This is a genomic window from Vallitalea okinawensis (assembly GCF_002964605.1).
GTDB lineage: Bacteria > Bacillota > Clostridia > Lachnospirales > PQDH01 > Vallitalea_A > Vallitalea_A okinawensis.
This window is the reverse complement of the sequence record NZ_PQDH01000003.1, coordinates 671,602-689,238: the sequence shown is the minus strand read 5'-3', so window position 1 is coordinate 689,238 and position 17,637 is coordinate 671,602. Positions and strand designations below refer to the sequence as shown.

Sequence of the window (17,637 nt, the reverse complement as noted above, 5' to 3'; positions counted from 1 at the left end):
GCCCGTCAGGAGACTCGGCACATTAGCCCTTGGCAGGGCATGAGCACCTTCGTACTAAGATTGAGTAACCTCGGTAACACGAAACGTTATAAGACATATCCACTATTGCAGGGTTTTCTTTTACTTAAGAGAAGGTGTAGTATCTTCAAAAAAAGAAGGTGGTATATGGGGAAAAGATAATGTGCCATCTAAGTATAAGAAAATTATCAATCAAGCTTTAATGGAATATTGTAATGAAAGAAGTACTGTATTTGATGATAATGAATTGTTAGTTGAGTTTGCTACATATATGTTAAAATACATCATGCAGTGTTAAAGATCATCAGGGTCTGTGGATACAGGCGGGGGACCGTGGTGTACTGGCGCGGATTGTGAAAGAATAGCCTTCGAAGTGTTGATCTAGGGATAGGTCTTCGCAGTCTTTGATATGTCAAGTATGTTATATATGACGAAGTACAGATAATTTATATACTATACAGAAGATAAATAAATGCTCCAATAAATAAACAACTAGCAGTTGATATAACAACAAATGATTGTTTGTTGAGTTTTATTCCTCTCCATTTTATAATATAGCTACAAGTGCTTGTAAAAATTATTATAAGAACGGAGGAATTTTTATGGTTATAAAAATAGGGCAAAAGATAAAAGAATTACGTAAAAAAGCTAATGTGAATCAGGAAAAATTTGCAGAATATTTAGGTGTTACGGCACAAGCTGTGAGCAAATGGGAAGTCGAGGGCTGTTATCCTGATATAGAGATTCTGCCGTCAATTGCGAATTTTTTTAACATAAGCATAGACGAATTGATGTGTTTTGATGTTATGAAAAATCAGGAAAAAATTGATATGATTATTAATCAAGCGGGACCTGAGAGGAGTAAAAAATGGTTCGACGGTACAATAATTGAAATGTTCAGAAACGCCGTTCATGAATTTCCGAATAATTACGATTTATTGTACTGTCTTGCAAAAACATTGTGTTTTACGAAAAAACCATATATAGATGAAGAGGAGAAGCAAAAAAATCTGCGGGAATCTGTATCCATTTGCATACGTATTTTGAGTGATTGCACAGATGACAATCTGCGTTTTCGTTCGCTTCAAGTACTCGCACGCGCTTATAAAGACATAGGTGAAAAAGAGAAAGCTGTTGAAACAGCAAACAGACTGCCGCTTGCGCGTGATTCGCGTGATATGGTGCTACCGGAAATTCTTGACGAGGATGCGAAATCTAATCAGATTGTTCAAAATATTTGGTTGTTATCGGATATGTTTGAATATTTAATTGAAAATCTTGCAAACTCTAAATATAAGAATAACCCAGAAAAACGAGTAGAACTATTTAAAAAAATCATAAGTATAGAAGAAATACTACACGAAAATAATGATTACATTTATGAAACTTTAAGGTTACGAGCAGTTTATTATTGGCTTGCGGAAGATTATATAAAATTGAAAGATTATGACAATGCGCTTGACTGTATAGAGCTGTTTACAGAATATAGCATAAAATTTGACGCTTTGCCGGAAGTATCTACGTACACATCGGTAATTTTTCAAGGCCAAACCTGTTCGAAGTATAAGGATCTTGATATAAAAACCACGGCATCAGGCTCAAAAGAATACTTAGTATCAAAAGAAATTTTTGCACCGGTACGCGAACACGTAAGATTTAAAACTGTTATTACCGAACTTGACAAGTACATAAAATAACCATTAGTACCAAAACTACTGCAGTATATTTGAATTTTGTTAACTAACGATTCAGCAGTTATTGTTTTGGGGCCTGGCGTATTGCCGGTTCTGTTCCTTGCGTCACTACACCCAAGTTCATGAGTCAAAGCCAAGTCTGGCTAGGACTCATGAACTTCGGCAATACGGATACGTTATGTGAAAATTTTCTCACTCATTCAAGTAACTCTATTTCGTGTCTTAGAGAGAAAAGAGTTGTACATAAAAGATTAACGTTGCAGATTAGTAAAATATGAGGACATACATTAAGGAGGATAATGATGGGCATTTCCGTTGATGAACTTTTTACATTGAGAGAATTAGACGAACAAGCAATATTTGGAGGGGTTAAGCATCCTTGGGAAGTTCTTACAAAAATTAATGCTTTTATTTTTGAGTACGCAAAAACTCTGCCAAATGATTTTGAAAGAATAGAGGAGTTTGTATGGGTTGGCAAAGGCACTACTCTTGAAAAAAGTGTTCTGATAAAAGGTCCAGCTATTATCGGTTATAATTGCGAAATCAGGCATTCCGCTTACATTAGAGAAAATGTTATTATTGGTAATGATGTTGTCGTTGGAAACTCAACTGAAATAAAAAATTCAATTCTCTTTAATAAAGTGCAAGTTCCGCACTATAATTATGTTAGTGATTCAATATTAGGGTATAAATCCCATTTGGGGGCAGGCGTTATAACATCTAACTTAAAATCCAATGGAACATTAGTAAAAGTAAAATATGGTACAGATATTATTGAAACTGGTTTAAGGAAATTTGGTGCAATTTTAGGTGATTCATCAGAAGTAGGATGTAATACAGTTTTAAACCCAGGGACAATATTAGGAAAAGGTAGTATTGTTTATCCATTATGTTCTGTAAGGGGGTTTATTCCAGAGAATTGTATTTTGAAAGATAGTGGTGAAATTGTAGAGAGAAAACAAAGGTAAGTAACCAGAATATTTGTCCAGAATTACATATTCAGATGTAAGTTTTTTAGTAATTTTCTTCACCACAGATTTATTCTGAACCTTCGCTCTAAGGTTCAGAAACGCCTCGAATCCAACTCCGTTATGCAAAATATACCCTTTTGTTACCAAGACAAATACAATTAAAGGAGAAATAGATGAAGTTTAAAAGTACAGAGGAACAATATGAATATCATTTAGTAGATGAAGACAGTAAGATTTTAGCTAAAGGATATATTTATGAAAGTGAATCTTCAAAATTTTATAAGGTACCAAGGATGAATTATTATATAGAATATGAAGCAGTGGTGGAGGACACTATAGAAGTTGGTAAAGCAGTTGTTAAAGGGCTGATTGATGTAGCAAAGATAAAGAGGAAATGTTTTGATGGTTTTGATGCCAGAGTTTACCATTGCTGTTTTGCAGAAAATCTGCAAGCAATTGAGTTCTACAATACGATAGAAGGTTTTTATGAAGATGAAGGTATGCACATACTTGAACTAGAACTGAGAAATATACATAGAATTGATCAACTTGATGAAAAATATAGCGTTGTTGAGAATCTATTAAGCACAGAGAATGATATAGAGCAATTAATTGAATGCCATAGCAGGGTATTTCGTCCAGGACTTTACATTATTCAAGATATAATAGAGCTGAAAGAGAAAGATGGATTTAAGTGCATTTCTGTTTACAAGAAGGATAAACTAGTTGCAAATTTATTAGTATACATAGACGAAGGTGGTATTGGTGTTCTTGAAGACTTATTTGTCATGAATAACGAGAGACAAAACGGTATAGGTAAATACTTAGTTGACTATTGTAGCCATTATATGCTTAGTAGAAACGTAAAAAGAATTCAATTGGAAGTATGGAGTAACAATGATAGAGCAATGAACTTATATAAGAGTAAGGGATATCAGTTTAAAAGAATATCTGAAGTTTCAATAGGAATGAGTATCTGAGTTTGCGGTGCAAGCACTTTCTACGAAGAATGGCTCCGCGGGTTCAGTTCATAGACGTCGTAAACACGAAACGTTGTACGACATTGAACACGATAAAAAACTACACATTTATTAGAAATTACTACATACAAATTGCTAATAAAACAAACCGATAAATTGAAAGTTTGTAGAGTAACTAAACAGAGATTTAACCAACTAAGGGTTAGGACGACAAGTCATAATTTATATTATACATATAGGAGGATAATATGTTTCCTAATAGAGAAATGGCTGAAAAGGAATTAGAATTAGCAGGACAATTAAACCATGGACCATGGATAGAACATTCTATCAATGTAGGATTAGCGGCTCAAATGATTGCTAAAAAATGTAGTAATCTTAATCCTGACAAAGCATATGTTTTAGGACTTCTTCATGATATAGGTAGAAGATATGGTATAAGTGCAAGAAGACATGGTATTGATGGATATAAATTTATGAAGGAAAAAGGTTGGAACGAAGTAGGTAGAATTTGTTTGACACATTCATTCCCAGTTCCTGACTCTGACAAAGAAATAGGCAAAAATGATATGAGTGACGAAGAAAGCGAATTTGTTAGAAAGTATTTTAATGACATAACTTATGATGATTACGATAAACTATTGATTGTTTGTGATGCACTTGCAGATGATCAAGGTTTTTGTATGTTAGAAAAGCGGTTTGTTAATACAACAAGACGCTATGGAACATTTCCATTTACTGTGGAACGTTGGAATGCAACTTTTGAAATGAAAGAGTATTTTGAACAACAAATGAATTGTTCCATATATGATATTCTTCCAAATGTAAAAGAGACTACGTTTATAGATGTACCACTATGGAAACCACCAGTAAAATAGACAATTTACAATTTATAAAAGTATATATCCTGAAGCATTAATTACGTCATCTTTTTATATATTACACATGTTTGTTAGTCAAGAAAACTGAAGGATTCGAGAATATTGGTAGCCTCGGTGTGCAACGTCCTACAACAAAAGGTTTTTACAAAGTGCGGGCTAGGGTTAAAAAGCCTAAAGGGTCGCCCTCACATATTCCTCAACCCTAGCACGTCACAACACTCGGCACATTAGCCCTTTGAAGGGCATGAGCACCTTCATTATATGGATGAGAAACGTCTTAAATCCGAAACGTTATCAGAAATTGTTCTATACTGAATTAGTACTGTGATTAATTGTGAGTTTGTGATATAATTACCATAATATATTAATGGAAGGAAGTGGGTTTATGATTATTAGAAAGAGCATTGTTTCAAAGGTGGTTTTTGAATAACATACATATGTTATTAAGTTGAATAACCATTTATCTTTGTATGTTATTCTTCCCACCAAAACTCTTACTATTTGAGATTTTTTTAGAGAGAATAATTATTCAAAGGAGAATTTAATCATGATAGATTTTAAACGTTGTGAAAAATACTATAAAAATTATAGTAATTTTTTTGAGAGTAATAAAATGCTTGGACCAAATGCTATGTGGCTGATAGAAATATTATCTGAAAAAATGGATTTAAAACCAGGTATGCGTGTGTTAGATATGGGTTGTGGTACTGGATTGACATCTATATTTCTTGCAAAGGAATTTGGCGTTACAGTATTTGCAAACGACTTGTGGATTAGTCCATCGGATAATTATAAGCGTTTTGTAGAAATGGGAGTAGACGATAAAGTATTTCCAATTCAAGCTGAAGCTCATGCTCTACCATATGCTGATAATTTTTTCGATGTTGCAATAAGTATTGATGCATATCATTATTTTGGAACAGACGAAACATATTTCCCATGTCATTACTCAAAACTTGTAAAGCAAGGGGGACAATTTGGTATTATTAGCCCTGGACTTACGAGGGAATTTAACGATAGTTTACCAGAAGCGATCAAACCACATTGGGATCCAGACATGTATACTTTTCATAGTTCAAAATGGTGGCATGAAATGTGGGGAAAAACAGGTTTGGTTGATATCATACTTGCTGAAGATGTTCCTGAAGGAAAGGCGCTTTGGAGGTCAACAGCTGATTTTGAACTTCTTGATGCAGATATTGAAAACTACTTGACACTGGTATTGATGACAGCCATAAAGAAATAAACTTTTAATTTTAAAGACCACATCCGTGTGGTCTTTGAAACTTTTTATATAACAATCACAACTTCAGATTACAATGTGTTTAGGCTTGTTTAAGTATAGGAGTTCTTAAAGGGCGCCAAGGTGTATTCCTAATTGACCACCCTCACACATTCCTTAACCTAAGCGCGTTGTGACAGTCGGTTCATTAGCCCTTATTCAGGTCATGAGCACCTCCTTCTAAGGTTGCGAAACGTCGTAAATCCATAACATTAAGTGAAAGATGGTGCTAGTGAAAGACGTGATTATGTAAAAAAAGGAGGTTAATATGGATAGAGGAAAATATCAAGTTATAGAAGATTATATGCTTTCGAGTATGGATAATAATGATACTGCCCATGGTTACCAGCATGTTTACAGAGTACTATATAATGCATTAGAAATAAGCAAGGATTATGAATTAGATGATGAAGTCTTAATTGTATCATCGTTACTACACGATATAGGTAGAGATGCACAGACTAAAAACTCTTACATTGATCATGCTGAAGAAGGAGCTGAAAAGGCATATTTATATCTGATCTCAAATGGTTGGAGTAAAGGTAAGGCTAATCATATTAAGGATTGTATTTCAACACATAGTAACAGAAATGCATGTAGTATTGAAGCAAAGATAATATTTGATGCAGATAAACTAGATGTAATTGGTGCTATAGGTGTTGCTAGAATAATAGCATATAATGGAATAGTGTCACAACCTTTATATTCTGTGAGTAATAACGGTATGGTGTTACCTGGAGAAAAAAATGAAAAAGATTCATTCTTTAAGGAGTACAATAATAACTTTAAGAAGATATATGATAGATTTTATACTAAAAAAGCTAAAGAAATGGCAAAAAACAAAAAGAAGACAAGTGAAGATTATTACAATAAGTTATTTGAAGAAGTCTATAATATACATAAGAATGGAATAGAAAATTTAAACATAGTGTTAAAAGCATAGGTCTAGGGGGGCGGACCGTCCATCACTTAACAAAGCATCTGCATAAGGGTTCCAAAGGTTTTCCTATATGGCTTACCGAGGAAGTACTCCTAACGGGGTCAGGTTCACCACATTCTGTAACCATGCTATAGGAACAAGGTAGAATAGAGTGGCATGGGTGCAGGAAGCATAATGAGAAAAGATTATTTATCAGGGCAGATTATTGGATAAGTCTTTGGAATTAAAGGGGGGCATTATATGTACAAAATAAAACAAAAGTTGAATTCTTTTATTTTTATAGTCTTAATATATGTAGTAGGATATACCATTTGCAATATTTATTTTTCGGTAGGAAAAACTTTTGAAGCATATACAGCTGGTTGGTTTACACATAGCAGTTTAAGGATGTTTATCCCCGTAGCAATTTCATTAATTCTATTATTCTTAGGAAAAAATATAACTGCCATAGCAACAACAGTATCATGTTTTGCTGGAATGCTAATTGGAGAGTGGTTGGGTGGATTTATTAGAAATGTTAATCTAGAAAGAATTAATGAGGTCTTAAATAGTGGAATATCGGTTGATTCATCAGAGATAGCACACGCCCACATGCATTATGGTATCATTCCCATATGGGTTACTGTTTTTATTGCTACGGTAGTAATTGGCTTAATTTTAGATAAGAAAAGAAACAAAAAAAATTAGAGGTTGGGAAACGCTGCGAATCCGATACGTTAGCAAATATTACCACATTTATTACGTGGTATTACTTTGGAGTGAAAGAATAATAGCTTGATACATTTAGAGCTATAATTTAATTTATTATGCTGGGGGCTAGAGAAAATGAAAGAGAAAATTGTTGATTTACATATTCATTCTTTTTATTCTGATGGGACAATGTCACCGCAAGAAATAGTAACTAAAGCATTAACAAAAGGGGTTGGGCTATTAGCTATAGCAGATCATAATACTTTAGAGGGTAACATAGAATTATCCAATTTATCAGAAAAGTATAAACTTGATTTTATATCTGCAGTAGAATTAGACTCTATTGATAATGGAGTGGACGTTCATATTCTTGGATACGGAATAGAAGTAACTAACCAAGAGTTTTGTGACTTTGTTGATTCAAATAAGCGTTTACTTGAGGAAGTTAATATTAGATTAATTGAGAAAATGGAAAATGATTTTAAAGAAATATCAGTATCTGAATACATTACATTTCAATATGATAGGAAATTAGGTGGATGGAAGGCACTTCATTATTTTATGCATAAAAACTTAACGGTTAATCTGATGGATGGAATAAAGTTTTATTCTAAATATGGAAACTCATACAGTAGTGTAAACTTCCCCGATATAAAAACTGTCTGTGAGTCAATTCATAGAGCTGGTGGAAAAGCTATTTTAGCTCATCCAGGATTGACAATCAAATCAGATAATATTCCTGATTTCAAGAAGGAAGTACTGAGAATGGTGAATATGGGATTAGATGGAATAGAATGCTATTATCCCTTACATTCTAATGAAGTAATTTCAGCATGTGTTAATATCTGCAGAGATAAAGATTTAATTATAACTACAGGTTCCGATTACCATGGTAGTTTCATTGAAGATGCTGAAATTGGTGAGATGGATATACCAAAGAGTAAACTTGTTCTTAAAGATTTAGTTTAAGCACATTAGCCCTTTTCAGGGCATGAGCACCTTCGTTCTAAGATTGAGAAACGTTGGTAAAATGGAACGTAAGGCAAAAGAATTAATAAGGTTTAATGATTCAACTGTTATTATAATGTGTAGATAAAAATAGATAGTTGGAAGTTAATGTTGGGGGAAATTTGCTAAGCTTTAGCATAAATTATAGTTAATTATACCATAAATGACATATTAAAAACTGAAAGGGTGTCCTAAACTAGCTAGTATATGATGACTGTTAAAAACGATGATTCTTAAGTCAAAGAAAGGAATTGTTATAACGATGAAAGAGGCTAGTAAAATCAGTATTAGAAAAGCTCAAAGTAGTGATATAGAGCAAATATTTTTATTTGAGCGAGAGTATATTATAGAACATGAACCTGAGCAATTGGCTAAATGGGATTCTGTAAAATACAGGACTATGGAGTTATTGGTGAGTAATTTAAAAAGAATGTTTGTGGCAACTGTAGATGGACAACTGGCAGGTCATGGGTATTGGAGTATATATCTTGGACAACCATGTATTTATAGTATTTATCTTCTAAAAGACTATAGGCTTATGGGAATTGCTGCTGGCTTAATGAAAACAATTGAAAAACAAATATTTGATAATGGGCATAAAAAAATAACATTATCGACTTTAGTGACTAATCCAGCACAACATTTTTTTGATAAGATGAGTTATGAAGTATTGGCAATAGAAGATGGATGGATTCATTATAGTAAAACCATGAAGTAAAAAGCAGGAGGTCATATTTACGGTTTCAAAGAATAAATTATCATTATGTACGATGCTAATAATAATCTAATACAATGGTATTTTGATATTATAAAAAGTATTGGAATAGATTTGGGAAGAGTTTATTTTGAAGATATGTATTTTGATATAGTTTATCAAGCCAAAGGCGATATCTATTTGCTTGATGAAGATGAGTTAGCAGATGCATACAAAGAAAAAGTGATTACAGACCATGACGTAGATGTAGCATATAAAACGTATGAGAAAATAATATACGAAATCAATAGTAACCAGAATTACATAATTAATAATGGAGCAAACTACTTCAATAAACTAATGAAAGTAATTGTAATATAGTACCAATACTTGATGGTGGAGAGTAGTAGTGGAGTAAAATTAATCAGCCTGCATATTCCATCATCTAGCAAAAGATTTGCAAGGTATGGAAAGAGTTTGAATTAGAGAAAGAACAGGGGGATTTTATGCAAAATATATATGATAATGATCAATTTTATGAGGGGTATATCGAACTAAGAAATAGAAGTAATAGTTATAATGAGTTACTAGAAATACCAGCTATAAGATCTTTACTCCCTGACTTAATGAATAAAGTTATTTTAGATCTAGGTTGCGGATATGGCGAAGGATGCCTTTGGTATGTTAGTAACGGTGCAAAAACTGTAGTTGGTGTTGACATATCTGAGAAAATGATTGAGAGAGCTAAAGATGAGAATAGTAGTAAGTTTGTAGAGTTTATAAATAAACCAATAGAGACATTTACTTATGAGGAAGATTTTTTTGACTTAGTATTAAGTTCAGTAGCCTTTCATTATATTGAAGATTTTGATGCTTTAATTAGGAAGATTTATTCACTTTTAAAACCAGGTGGACAACTTGTTTTTTCACAAGAACACCCTGTAATACTAGCGAATAAAAAAAGAGAAGGTTGGATTAGAGATCAAAATAATAAAAAAGTTTACTGGCCTCTTGATGATTATCAGCTAGAGGGGAAAAGAGAAGAAACTTGGATTGTTGATGGTGTTATAAAATACCACAGAACTTTTTCTACTATAATAAATACTTTAATAAGGAATGGTTTCATTGTTGACAAAATATTGGAACCTATTGCTACAGATAAAGCAATAGAGCAAAATTACAGGTTAGTTAATGAAAAAAGAAGACCCTCATTTTTGATGATAAAAGCGAGAAAACAGAATGAATAACAGGCAGATCTTATAAATTCAAAGATGTCGCAAATACGAAAACGTTATATGATATTGGGTAATTCTTCTCAGAGTATTTCTATTGGGTCGAATAGAGCCTATATATTTTGTTTTAGGAGAATCAACTCAAGATGAGACAACCTGCCACGCTCTTGTTGTAGATTTATTAGGGGAAATCTTTGTAGTATTGAGAAATGTGATTCTTAAAATGCAAGTTAAAGATTATTTGACTTAGGAGGTTAAGAAATGTTAGATAGTATGTTTAAAGATACAATGGTCAATATGAAATGGACAGACATAGAGTCCTATGCAAATAAAAAGGCGCTTGTTTTAATACCACTTGGAGTAATTGAAGAACATGGACCACATTTATGTTTAGGAACGGATATATTAACTGCACATGTATATTGTTTGTCAATCAAAGAAAAGCTTGAACAGGAGGGATACAATGTAATAATCGCACCACCCTTTTACTGGGGTGTATGTCAGTCAACGGGTGGGTTTATAGGTTCTTTCAGAATTAGGAAAGAAACCGCTAAAGCTTTACTTTTTGATATATTGGCTTCATTAGCGGAATTTGGTTTTACCAATATCTTTGGTGTAAATGCTCATGGTGATATTGAACACAGTCTTGCCATAATTGAAGCATTTAAAGATGCAACTGAAAAGTTAAAAATCAATGCTTGCTATGCTTTTGATGAATGGAGACTTCCACACTTTGGATTCAGTGGGAATGAACCTTATTTATGCCCCATAGAACTTCAATCAATCGTAGTAAGTACGGCTGAAGTTTCTGATGTTCATGGAGGAGATATTGAAACGGCTATAATACATAAGTTTTATCCTCATCTAGTTGATGTTGAAAAAGCCAAGTCATTGCCCCCTGTTGCATTAGATGATGATAAAGTTGAACAGTGGTTATTTGGTGGTCACATCAAAGAACTATCTTCAGATGGATATTTGGGTACTCCATCTAATTACGAAAGTGTTGATGCTCTAAACTACGTAAGTGATTATACTTACAGGATATCAAAAGCTATTATAGGACGAATAGTATAATCATAATATTAAGTTTATTCTGTTGTAGGAGGAATAAAGATAAGGAGCACCTTTGTTCTAAGGCTGAGGAACGTCGTAAATCCGAAACGTTAGATGACATTAACACTAGAAATTAATAAGGGGTATGATTATGAACGATATTATTGAAGTATTTAAGAATCTTAAAACGACAAGAAAGACCGAATTTAACAATGATCACATCGAAGAAGAATTAGTCGATAAAATTAAAGACTGTATTTTAAGAACTTCTAATGCATCAAACAGACAATCTTATTCAATAATTGAGTTAGATAGAGAACAGATTAAGGAATTAGGTTTTAGGGGGGATAGAGTTCTAATTTATTGTGTTGATTTTTATAGATTAAAGTTATGTGCAGAAGAATTAGAACAAGACTTTAATTCTGAGTATTTTATGCAATTTGTAACAGGATTAATAGATATAAGTTTACTAGTTCAATCAACCGTATTGGCTGCTCAGTCATTGGGAATAGATACACTAGTGACGAATGAAGTATACCATAAAAAGATTGATAGATTATTTAATACATTAAAGTTACCAAAGTTTTTTGTCTTTCCGATGATAGCAGTATGTATGGGCTATACAAACAAGAGCAAAACTGTCAAAGGAAGACTTAACAAAGACAATATAATATTTAGAGGTACATATAAGAGTTTTACTAAGAAAGATATAAAGGGGATTATTGAAGAAGTAGATGATAAGAAAAAAAGGATTGGACTAATAGATACTTGGGATGATAAAGGATATGAGCATTATTATGAATGGTTTTTTGATAAGTGGTCTAAAAGCATAGGGAATGAGCAAGAAAGTGTTGAATTGGTAAATGAGTTGAGAAAACATAAGATGATCTAAGTAGGTCGGTGTTAACATCACCTAATAATATTTTCTCAGCATTCATTCAGCATTTAGTTGAAGAACCTGTTATATATGAACCAGGAACTCACTTTACATATAATAATTCATCTACTTATATGCTTTCAAGAGTTATTGAAGCAGCTACAGGACTTAATTTGCTTGATTATATAGATAAGAAGATATTTCTGCCTTTAAATATTTCTAAACCACAGTGGGATACATGCCCTCTAGGAGTACCTCAGGGTTTTTCAGGATTATATTTAACTGCAGAACAACTATCTAGATTCGGTCAACTGCTTCTAGACAAAGGTGTTTGGAAGGGTAAGCAACTAATTCCCACAGATTATATAGAGCGAGCAACATCTGTTCAAATACAAACAGATGAATTTAATCCATTCTTTGCAACAGATGATCATCATCAGGGGTATGGATATCAGGTATGGATGAACTCATATCCTAACTCATATCGTATGGACGGTCTATTTGGCCAATATGTAGTGATTCTACCAGATAAAAATGCTGTTATTACATATATTTCTAATGAGTCTGAAAACATGACTGGAGTACTAGAACTCACTTGGGACACATTAGTTGATAAGCTTTAGGTAAAAAGCATTGCTCCATCTGAAGACTTAACTGAGGTGAATATTTCTGGATGTTCAAATAGTCTTGACCGGACAGTTCTTCATAAGGGTAACTATGTAATACTCATTACTAAAAGTGGTGTAGAAACCAAAATCAATTATCAAATTATAAAGAGAAAGTCGTATAGAGGCTGAGGGTCTTTAGATTGCCAAATTGGATAATGTAATATGGAGGATACGATATGAAGAAGATGAAGACAATAGTTATTTATAAATCAAAAACTGGTTTTACAAAAAGATATGCGGAATGGATTGGTGAGGAACTTAACTGCGATATTTCTAATTATGAAGATTTCTCTCAATCATCTATTGTGGAATATGATTGTATTATTTATGGTAGTCGTATACATGCAGGAAAAGTTGATGGGTTAAAAAAAATAAAAACATTGGTTCAAGGTAATGGAAGGTCTAAGTTGATTATATTTGCGACAGGAGCAACCCCTTTAGCTGCAGAAGATGTAATTAATACAATTTGGCGAGAAAGCTTTTCAGAGGAAGAGTTAAAAGCAATTCCACATTTTTATATGCAGGGTGGATTGAATTATGAAAAAATGGGTATAGGAGATCGACTGATTATGAAGACACTTGCTCAAATGTTAAGTAGAAAAAAAGCTAAAAGTTCAGTTGAAGCCGGTTGTGAGCAATCTATTGGAAATTCCTATGATATTTCTTCTCGAAAATATATTTTGCCCTTAGTTCAATTTGTACAAAAACAAGTAAAGATGTGAATTACATATAGGTTTATTATAAAGAGTATTTAATCTTTATCTGAGTGCCAATATCTGTGAGAAAGAGGAGATAAGATGGTTATACTGCATTGTATGAAAAAAGAAAAATGGAATGAAGTTAAACGGAATCCTGAATTTGGTGAAAAAAATCTACAAATTGAAGGATTTATTCATTGCTCATCAGTAGAATATTTTTGGCGAGTTGCCCCAAATTTTACAAATATTAAAGATGATCTGGTATTATTGTGTATTGACACTGATAAATTAAAAGCTGAAATCAGATGGGAAGATGGAGACAACTGTGGACGAGAATATCCACATATTTATGGGCTTATTAATACTAATTCAGTCATTAAAGTGCTTCCATATAACAAGGACATTAGGGGCAATTGGATTAAGAATGAAGAGTTTGATACTGTTCAAAATAAGTAATCGTGAATACTATTTAATCAAAAGACAAAAGTCAAACATATACGTTGTAGGCAATTGTAGAATATGATGTACCATAAGGAAGGTAAAATTTATGAAAAGAAATATTTTTATCATGATAGCAATTTTAACTTTATGTTTATCCATTACAGCATGCGGGAATGCAGAGAATATTGTTAAGAAGATTGATGCGGATGATTTCACGATATCTTACGGAAAAAGTATATATCAGGCAAAAGATAAGCTAGAACAAAAAAACATTGATATTCTTATAGAGAACTATAATAAGATTACATTGGACGGGACAACAAATCAGGAAATTAATTACGATAATGCTATAACTATTATATTCATCAATAATGACCAAATTTCTGGGCAAGTAACTATTGATGATAAAGGAATTTGCCGTATAGATGATAATATTGATAACTATATTATTAATAAAGAAAATGATATATATGAAGATTTATTGAAAGTGTATCTTGATTTAAAAGAAAAGTATGAATAGTAATCTACTTAATAATAGAAATTTAAAATGAGAATGTAAAGATGGTACTTATTGTTAATGCAGAATAATATTTATAATGGCATAAGACCAAAGATTTCAGAGAATTTCTTTTGGATCATTTGAGGAGGGATGAAAATGAAAGAAGAGTTTAAAATACCATATATAATTACAACAATTATAATAATGTTATCAGTGGTTGCTTCAGTAGGTGGTTTGCTTTTAAGTAGTCTGTACAATGATAATGAATTTGTCAAGATAGTGTGGAAAAGTAATGATTTATTGACCTTAATTCTAGTTATTCCAATAATGATATTAGTATTGGTTATGTATAAGAGAAGTAAACATTTAGCTCAAATAATTTGGATGGGTACATTAGGTTATATGATTTATAACTATATATTCTATTTATATGGGGCTTCATTTAACTATTTTTTTCTGATTTATGTTTTTCTTTTCACATTTTCAACTTATGCCTTAATATTGATGTTACTTAAGACGAATGCAGATGAATTTATGAGTTGGTTTTCGGAGAAAGTACCAGCAAAACGTATTAGTATATTTATGTTTTCCTTTGCTGTAGTTCTTGGAGGAATGTGGATAGGAATATCTGTGAGTTATGTTATTACAAATGTAGTACCTATGACAATAACTCAAACTGGACATCCTACATCAGTGGTATTTGCAACCGATCTATCTTTTCTAATATCAGGAATGGTTGTAAGTGGAATATTACTTTGGAAGAAAAACATATGGGGCTATATTTTTAGTTCGATAGTATTATTCAAGGCAACTACATATGGATTAGTACTTATAGTAATGACAATAATAATGTATGTTAAAACGGGCCTCAAAGATCCGATATTACCATTATACATTTTTCTCTGGCTTGGTTCCTTAATATCATTAATATCTCTTTTAAAAAGAAGAAATCCAGAATGTTAGGTGAAATCGTTACATTCGATTTTATATTAGGCAAGTGGCATGATAGGAGTAAGATTATTCTGGGAAGGATTTTTTTGTCAGGATGAACTGTACCACAAACATGTACAAGGAGAGGTATAAAATATGATTGAAATAAGAGCTATGAAGCAAAATGAAGCACTGAAAGTTAGAAAACTGGGAAAGAAGACCTTCGAATGGTTCGAAAGTCTTTTTGTACCGAATCCAAAGGACTGTTGTGTTGCTGTTGAGGGCAATACGATTATCGGTGCGGTATTGTACAAGTACCTGACTGTAGCTGGTAAAAAGATTGGTTATGTCGATTACATATTTGTAGATAAAGCTGGTCATGGAAAAGGTGTTGGCAGCAAACTGGTTGATGTTTGTTTAGAGACAATGCAAAAAGAAGGTTGTGATGGCTACAGTGCTATTGTGAGAGATGATAATGTTGGATCTTGGAAGATGTTCGTTAATAGAGGTTTACAAAGGGTTGGTTTAGACGATCTAATTAAGCAATTTGGTATTTTGGGTATGTTTAGTCTGACATTCAAGACACCAATGAACATTGCTACAGGAATGGAGTTTTATCTTAAGCTAAAGCACGATGACCTTTCTGTCAAGAAAGAAGATTCCACTTCGCAGGCCTTCAATTATTTTATTTTTTCAGTCCTGTTATTATTGCCAACACTCATCTATGGTTTTGAGCATGCTTTCCATGTGATCGGAGCAATAGTATCTGTTCTTGGTATCAGAATGGTTTTTGGTTATATTGGAACAATGCTTTCAAATGAAAAATGGTATTTTAGAGTGTGTGATGGTGGCTATATTATACCGTTCATAGCTTCCCTTTTTGGTGGCATCTATTTAATTTCAGGGAACTGGTATCCAAGAGTTTATAGAAAAGAAGCAGACTTTAAGCGTTCTCTAGGTTTAACAGCTTTGGCTCAATGGATTTCTTTACTATGTATCGCACTCATGACAAGAACTCAATTGGGTGAACTGGAATTTATTAGAACTATGGCAAGCATGTCTGGTATTTTTATGTTGATCAGCATCGTACCATTTTACCCGCTTGCTAGTTTTGGTGGAAAAAGGATATTTGACTGGAACAAGTGGCTGTATGTTATCGTTGTACTTTTTTCTTTATGTGCTGTTTTTTTATATTAGTAAGGTCACTAAGGTTGATGCAGCTGAATTTAGATGAGTAGGTGTGTAATAAGGATTATGAAATGAAAGGTGAGTGTTTTGAGAGTAGATGAACTAAGCAATTACGGTAAAGATATTATAACTATTCAGAAGGACGCGAGATTACCATTAAAAAGTAAAGTGAAGATTATAAGATCACTGTTAGGGTTTGGAGGTCGTCTATTATGGCATATGAATCCAATAGGTTTTTTTAAGTTTATCAAGATTGTAAAAATAGAAAAGCAAAAAGCTTTACAAATGGATTGGACACATGTACGGGCAAGGGGTATTTCAGAGGAAAATCTTACATCAGTTATCAGTAAACAGGTAGTAGCTAAGGTTATGGTTGATATCTTGGGCTATGAACAAGCTGCAAAGATAAGAAACCGCTTCTCAGATAAATGCTCATATTACATATTTCAAGAAGTTTTTGCAAAACCTGAAGATTTTGTTGAGTGTGGTAATGGCGATTTTTTAGTAGCCTTTAAAGAATATTATGTAGCTCTTCAAGATGCTATGAAGAAGGTAGGCTTAGAAGAATATGAGATTGGTATAGATACTAAGGATTGCTTCCAGATGAATATAACCTATTGCGTATACCATGAGGTAGCTAAAGCATTAGGTAACTCAATGAACTGCTATTACTCTACTTGCTATGGTGATGAAGTATTTTTTCCTAAACTTTGTGAGCAAGTAAATTTTGAATTTAAGAGAGAGGGTACATTAGCTACAGGTAAACACTGCTGTGATATGACATTTATTCGTAAGTTGAATTGAAGTATGACTACTTGAGCAAGTCACAAAAAGACTGAAAGTGACAATATCGGCGCGACAGTCAATACATTAGCCCTTAACGCTATTGACTT

21 protein-coding genes are annotated in these 17,637 nt (G+C 32.8%); all 21 read left to right on the top strand.

Annotated features, from left to right (window positions below):
* Positions 1-88: 88 nt before the first annotated feature.
* A complete protein-coding gene (locus tag C1Y58_RS12830; RefSeq protein ID WP_105616440.1) occupies positions 89-316 on the top strand; it encodes an aminoglycoside adenylyltransferase domain-containing protein in 228 nt (75 codons plus the stop codon).
* Positions 317-620: 304 nt separating this feature from the next.
* The gene (locus C1Y58_RS12825) at positions 621-1,715 is read left to right on the top strand and encodes a helix-turn-helix domain-containing protein (protein ID WP_105616439.1); all 1,095 of its coding nucleotides are present in this window, start codon (positions 621-623) and stop codon (positions 1,713-1,715) included.
* Positions 1,716-2,011: 296 nt separating this feature from the next.
* Positions 2,012-2,680 carry an acyltransferase gene (locus tag C1Y58_RS12820; protein WP_334293837.1) on the top strand — a complete coding sequence of 223 codons (669 nt, stop codon included), beginning with the start codon at positions 2,012-2,014 and terminating at the stop codon, positions 2,678-2,680.
* A gap of 176 nt (positions 2,681-2,856) precedes the next feature.
* A complete protein-coding gene (locus tag C1Y58_RS12815) occupies positions 2,857-3,663 on the top strand; it encodes a GNAT family N-acetyltransferase (protein ID WP_105616437.1) in 807 nt (268 codons plus the stop codon).
* A 248-nt stretch (positions 3,664-3,911) separates the two neighbouring features.
* A complete protein-coding gene (locus C1Y58_RS12810; protein ID WP_105616436.1) occupies positions 3,912-4,541 on the top strand; it encodes an HD domain-containing protein in 630 nt (209 codons plus the stop codon).
* A gap of 550 nt (positions 4,542-5,091) precedes the next feature.
* Positions 5,092-5,790 carry an SAM-dependent methyltransferase gene (locus C1Y58_RS12805; RefSeq protein WP_207655746.1) on the top strand — a complete coding sequence of 233 codons (699 nt, stop codon included), beginning with the start codon at positions 5,092-5,094 and terminating at the stop codon, positions 5,788-5,790.
* A 304-nt stretch (positions 5,791-6,094) separates the two neighbouring features.
* Positions 6,095-6,769: an HD domain-containing protein gene (locus tag C1Y58_RS12800; protein WP_105616435.1), complete on the top strand. Its 675-nt coding sequence runs from the start codon at positions 6,095-6,097 to the stop codon at positions 6,767-6,769.
* A 237-nt stretch (positions 6,770-7,006) separates the two neighbouring features.
* Positions 7,007-7,453, top strand: a complete 447-nt coding sequence (locus C1Y58_RS12795) for a hypothetical protein (protein ID WP_105616434.1) — start codon at positions 7,007-7,009, stop codon at positions 7,451-7,453.
* 138 nt (positions 7,454-7,591) lie between these two features.
* Positions 7,592-8,425, top strand: coding sequence for a PHP domain-containing protein (locus tag C1Y58_RS12790; protein ID WP_105616433.1), 834 nt, complete (start codon positions 7,592-7,594; stop codon positions 8,423-8,425).
* Between the two features lie 301 nt (positions 8,426-8,726).
* Positions 8,727-9,182: a GNAT family N-acetyltransferase gene (locus C1Y58_RS12785; protein WP_170311584.1), complete on the top strand. Its 456-nt coding sequence runs from the start codon at positions 8,727-8,729 to the stop codon at positions 9,180-9,182.
* A gap of 45 nt (positions 9,183-9,227) precedes the next feature.
* Positions 9,228-9,539: a DUF402 domain-containing protein gene (locus C1Y58_RS12780; protein ID WP_105616431.1), complete on the top strand. Its 312-nt coding sequence runs from the start codon at positions 9,228-9,230 to the stop codon at positions 9,537-9,539.
* Positions 9,540-9,664: 125 nt separating this feature from the next.
* Positions 9,665-10,405 carry a class I SAM-dependent methyltransferase gene (locus tag C1Y58_RS12775; protein WP_105616430.1) on the top strand — a complete coding sequence of 247 codons (741 nt, stop codon included), beginning with the start codon at positions 9,665-9,667 and terminating at the stop codon, positions 10,403-10,405.
* Between the two features lie 246 nt (positions 10,406-10,651).
* A complete protein-coding gene (locus C1Y58_RS12770) occupies positions 10,652-11,464 on the top strand; it encodes a creatininase family protein (protein ID WP_105616429.1) in 813 nt (270 codons plus the stop codon).
* Between the two features lie 130 nt (positions 11,465-11,594).
* A complete protein-coding gene (locus C1Y58_RS12765; protein WP_105616428.1) occupies positions 11,595-12,335 on the top strand; it encodes a nitroreductase family protein in 741 nt (246 codons plus the stop codon).
* Positions 12,336-12,343: 8 nt separating this feature from the next.
* Entirely contained in the window at positions 12,344-12,943 is a 600-nt protein-coding gene (locus C1Y58_RS12760) for a serine hydrolase domain-containing protein (RefSeq protein ID WP_105616427.1), read from the top strand.
* A gap of 221 nt (positions 12,944-13,164) precedes the next feature.
* On the top strand, positions 13,165-13,710 hold the full coding sequence (locus C1Y58_RS12755) for a flavodoxin domain-containing protein (protein WP_242985386.1): 546 nt from the start codon (positions 13,165-13,167) through the stop codon (positions 13,708-13,710).
* 75 nt (positions 13,711-13,785) lie between these two features.
* The gene (locus tag C1Y58_RS12750; protein ID WP_105616426.1) at positions 13,786-14,142 is read left to right on the top strand and encodes a DUF952 domain-containing protein; all 357 of its coding nucleotides are present in this window, start codon (positions 13,786-13,788) and stop codon (positions 14,140-14,142) included.
* A gap of 91 nt (positions 14,143-14,233) precedes the next feature.
* Positions 14,234-14,647, top strand: a complete 414-nt coding sequence (locus tag C1Y58_RS12745) for an outer membrane protein assembly factor BamD (RefSeq protein ID WP_105616425.1) — start codon at positions 14,234-14,236, stop codon at positions 14,645-14,647.
* A 135-nt stretch (positions 14,648-14,782) separates the two neighbouring features.
* Positions 14,783-15,589, top strand: a complete 807-nt coding sequence (locus C1Y58_RS12740; protein ID WP_105616424.1) for a hypothetical protein — start codon at positions 14,783-14,785, stop codon at positions 15,587-15,589.
* A gap of 123 nt (positions 15,590-15,712) precedes the next feature.
* Positions 15,713-16,753, top strand: coding sequence for a GNAT family N-acetyltransferase (locus C1Y58_RS12735; RefSeq protein WP_105616423.1), 1,041 nt, complete (start codon positions 15,713-15,715; stop codon positions 16,751-16,753).
* Between the two features lie 78 nt (positions 16,754-16,831).
* Positions 16,832-17,548 (top strand): L-2-amino-thiazoline-4-carboxylic acid hydrolase, encoded by a 717-nt coding sequence (locus tag C1Y58_RS12730; RefSeq protein ID WP_105616422.1) that lies wholly within the window; start codon positions 16,832-16,834, stop codon positions 17,546-17,548.
* Positions 17,549-17,637: the final 89 nt, after the last annotated feature.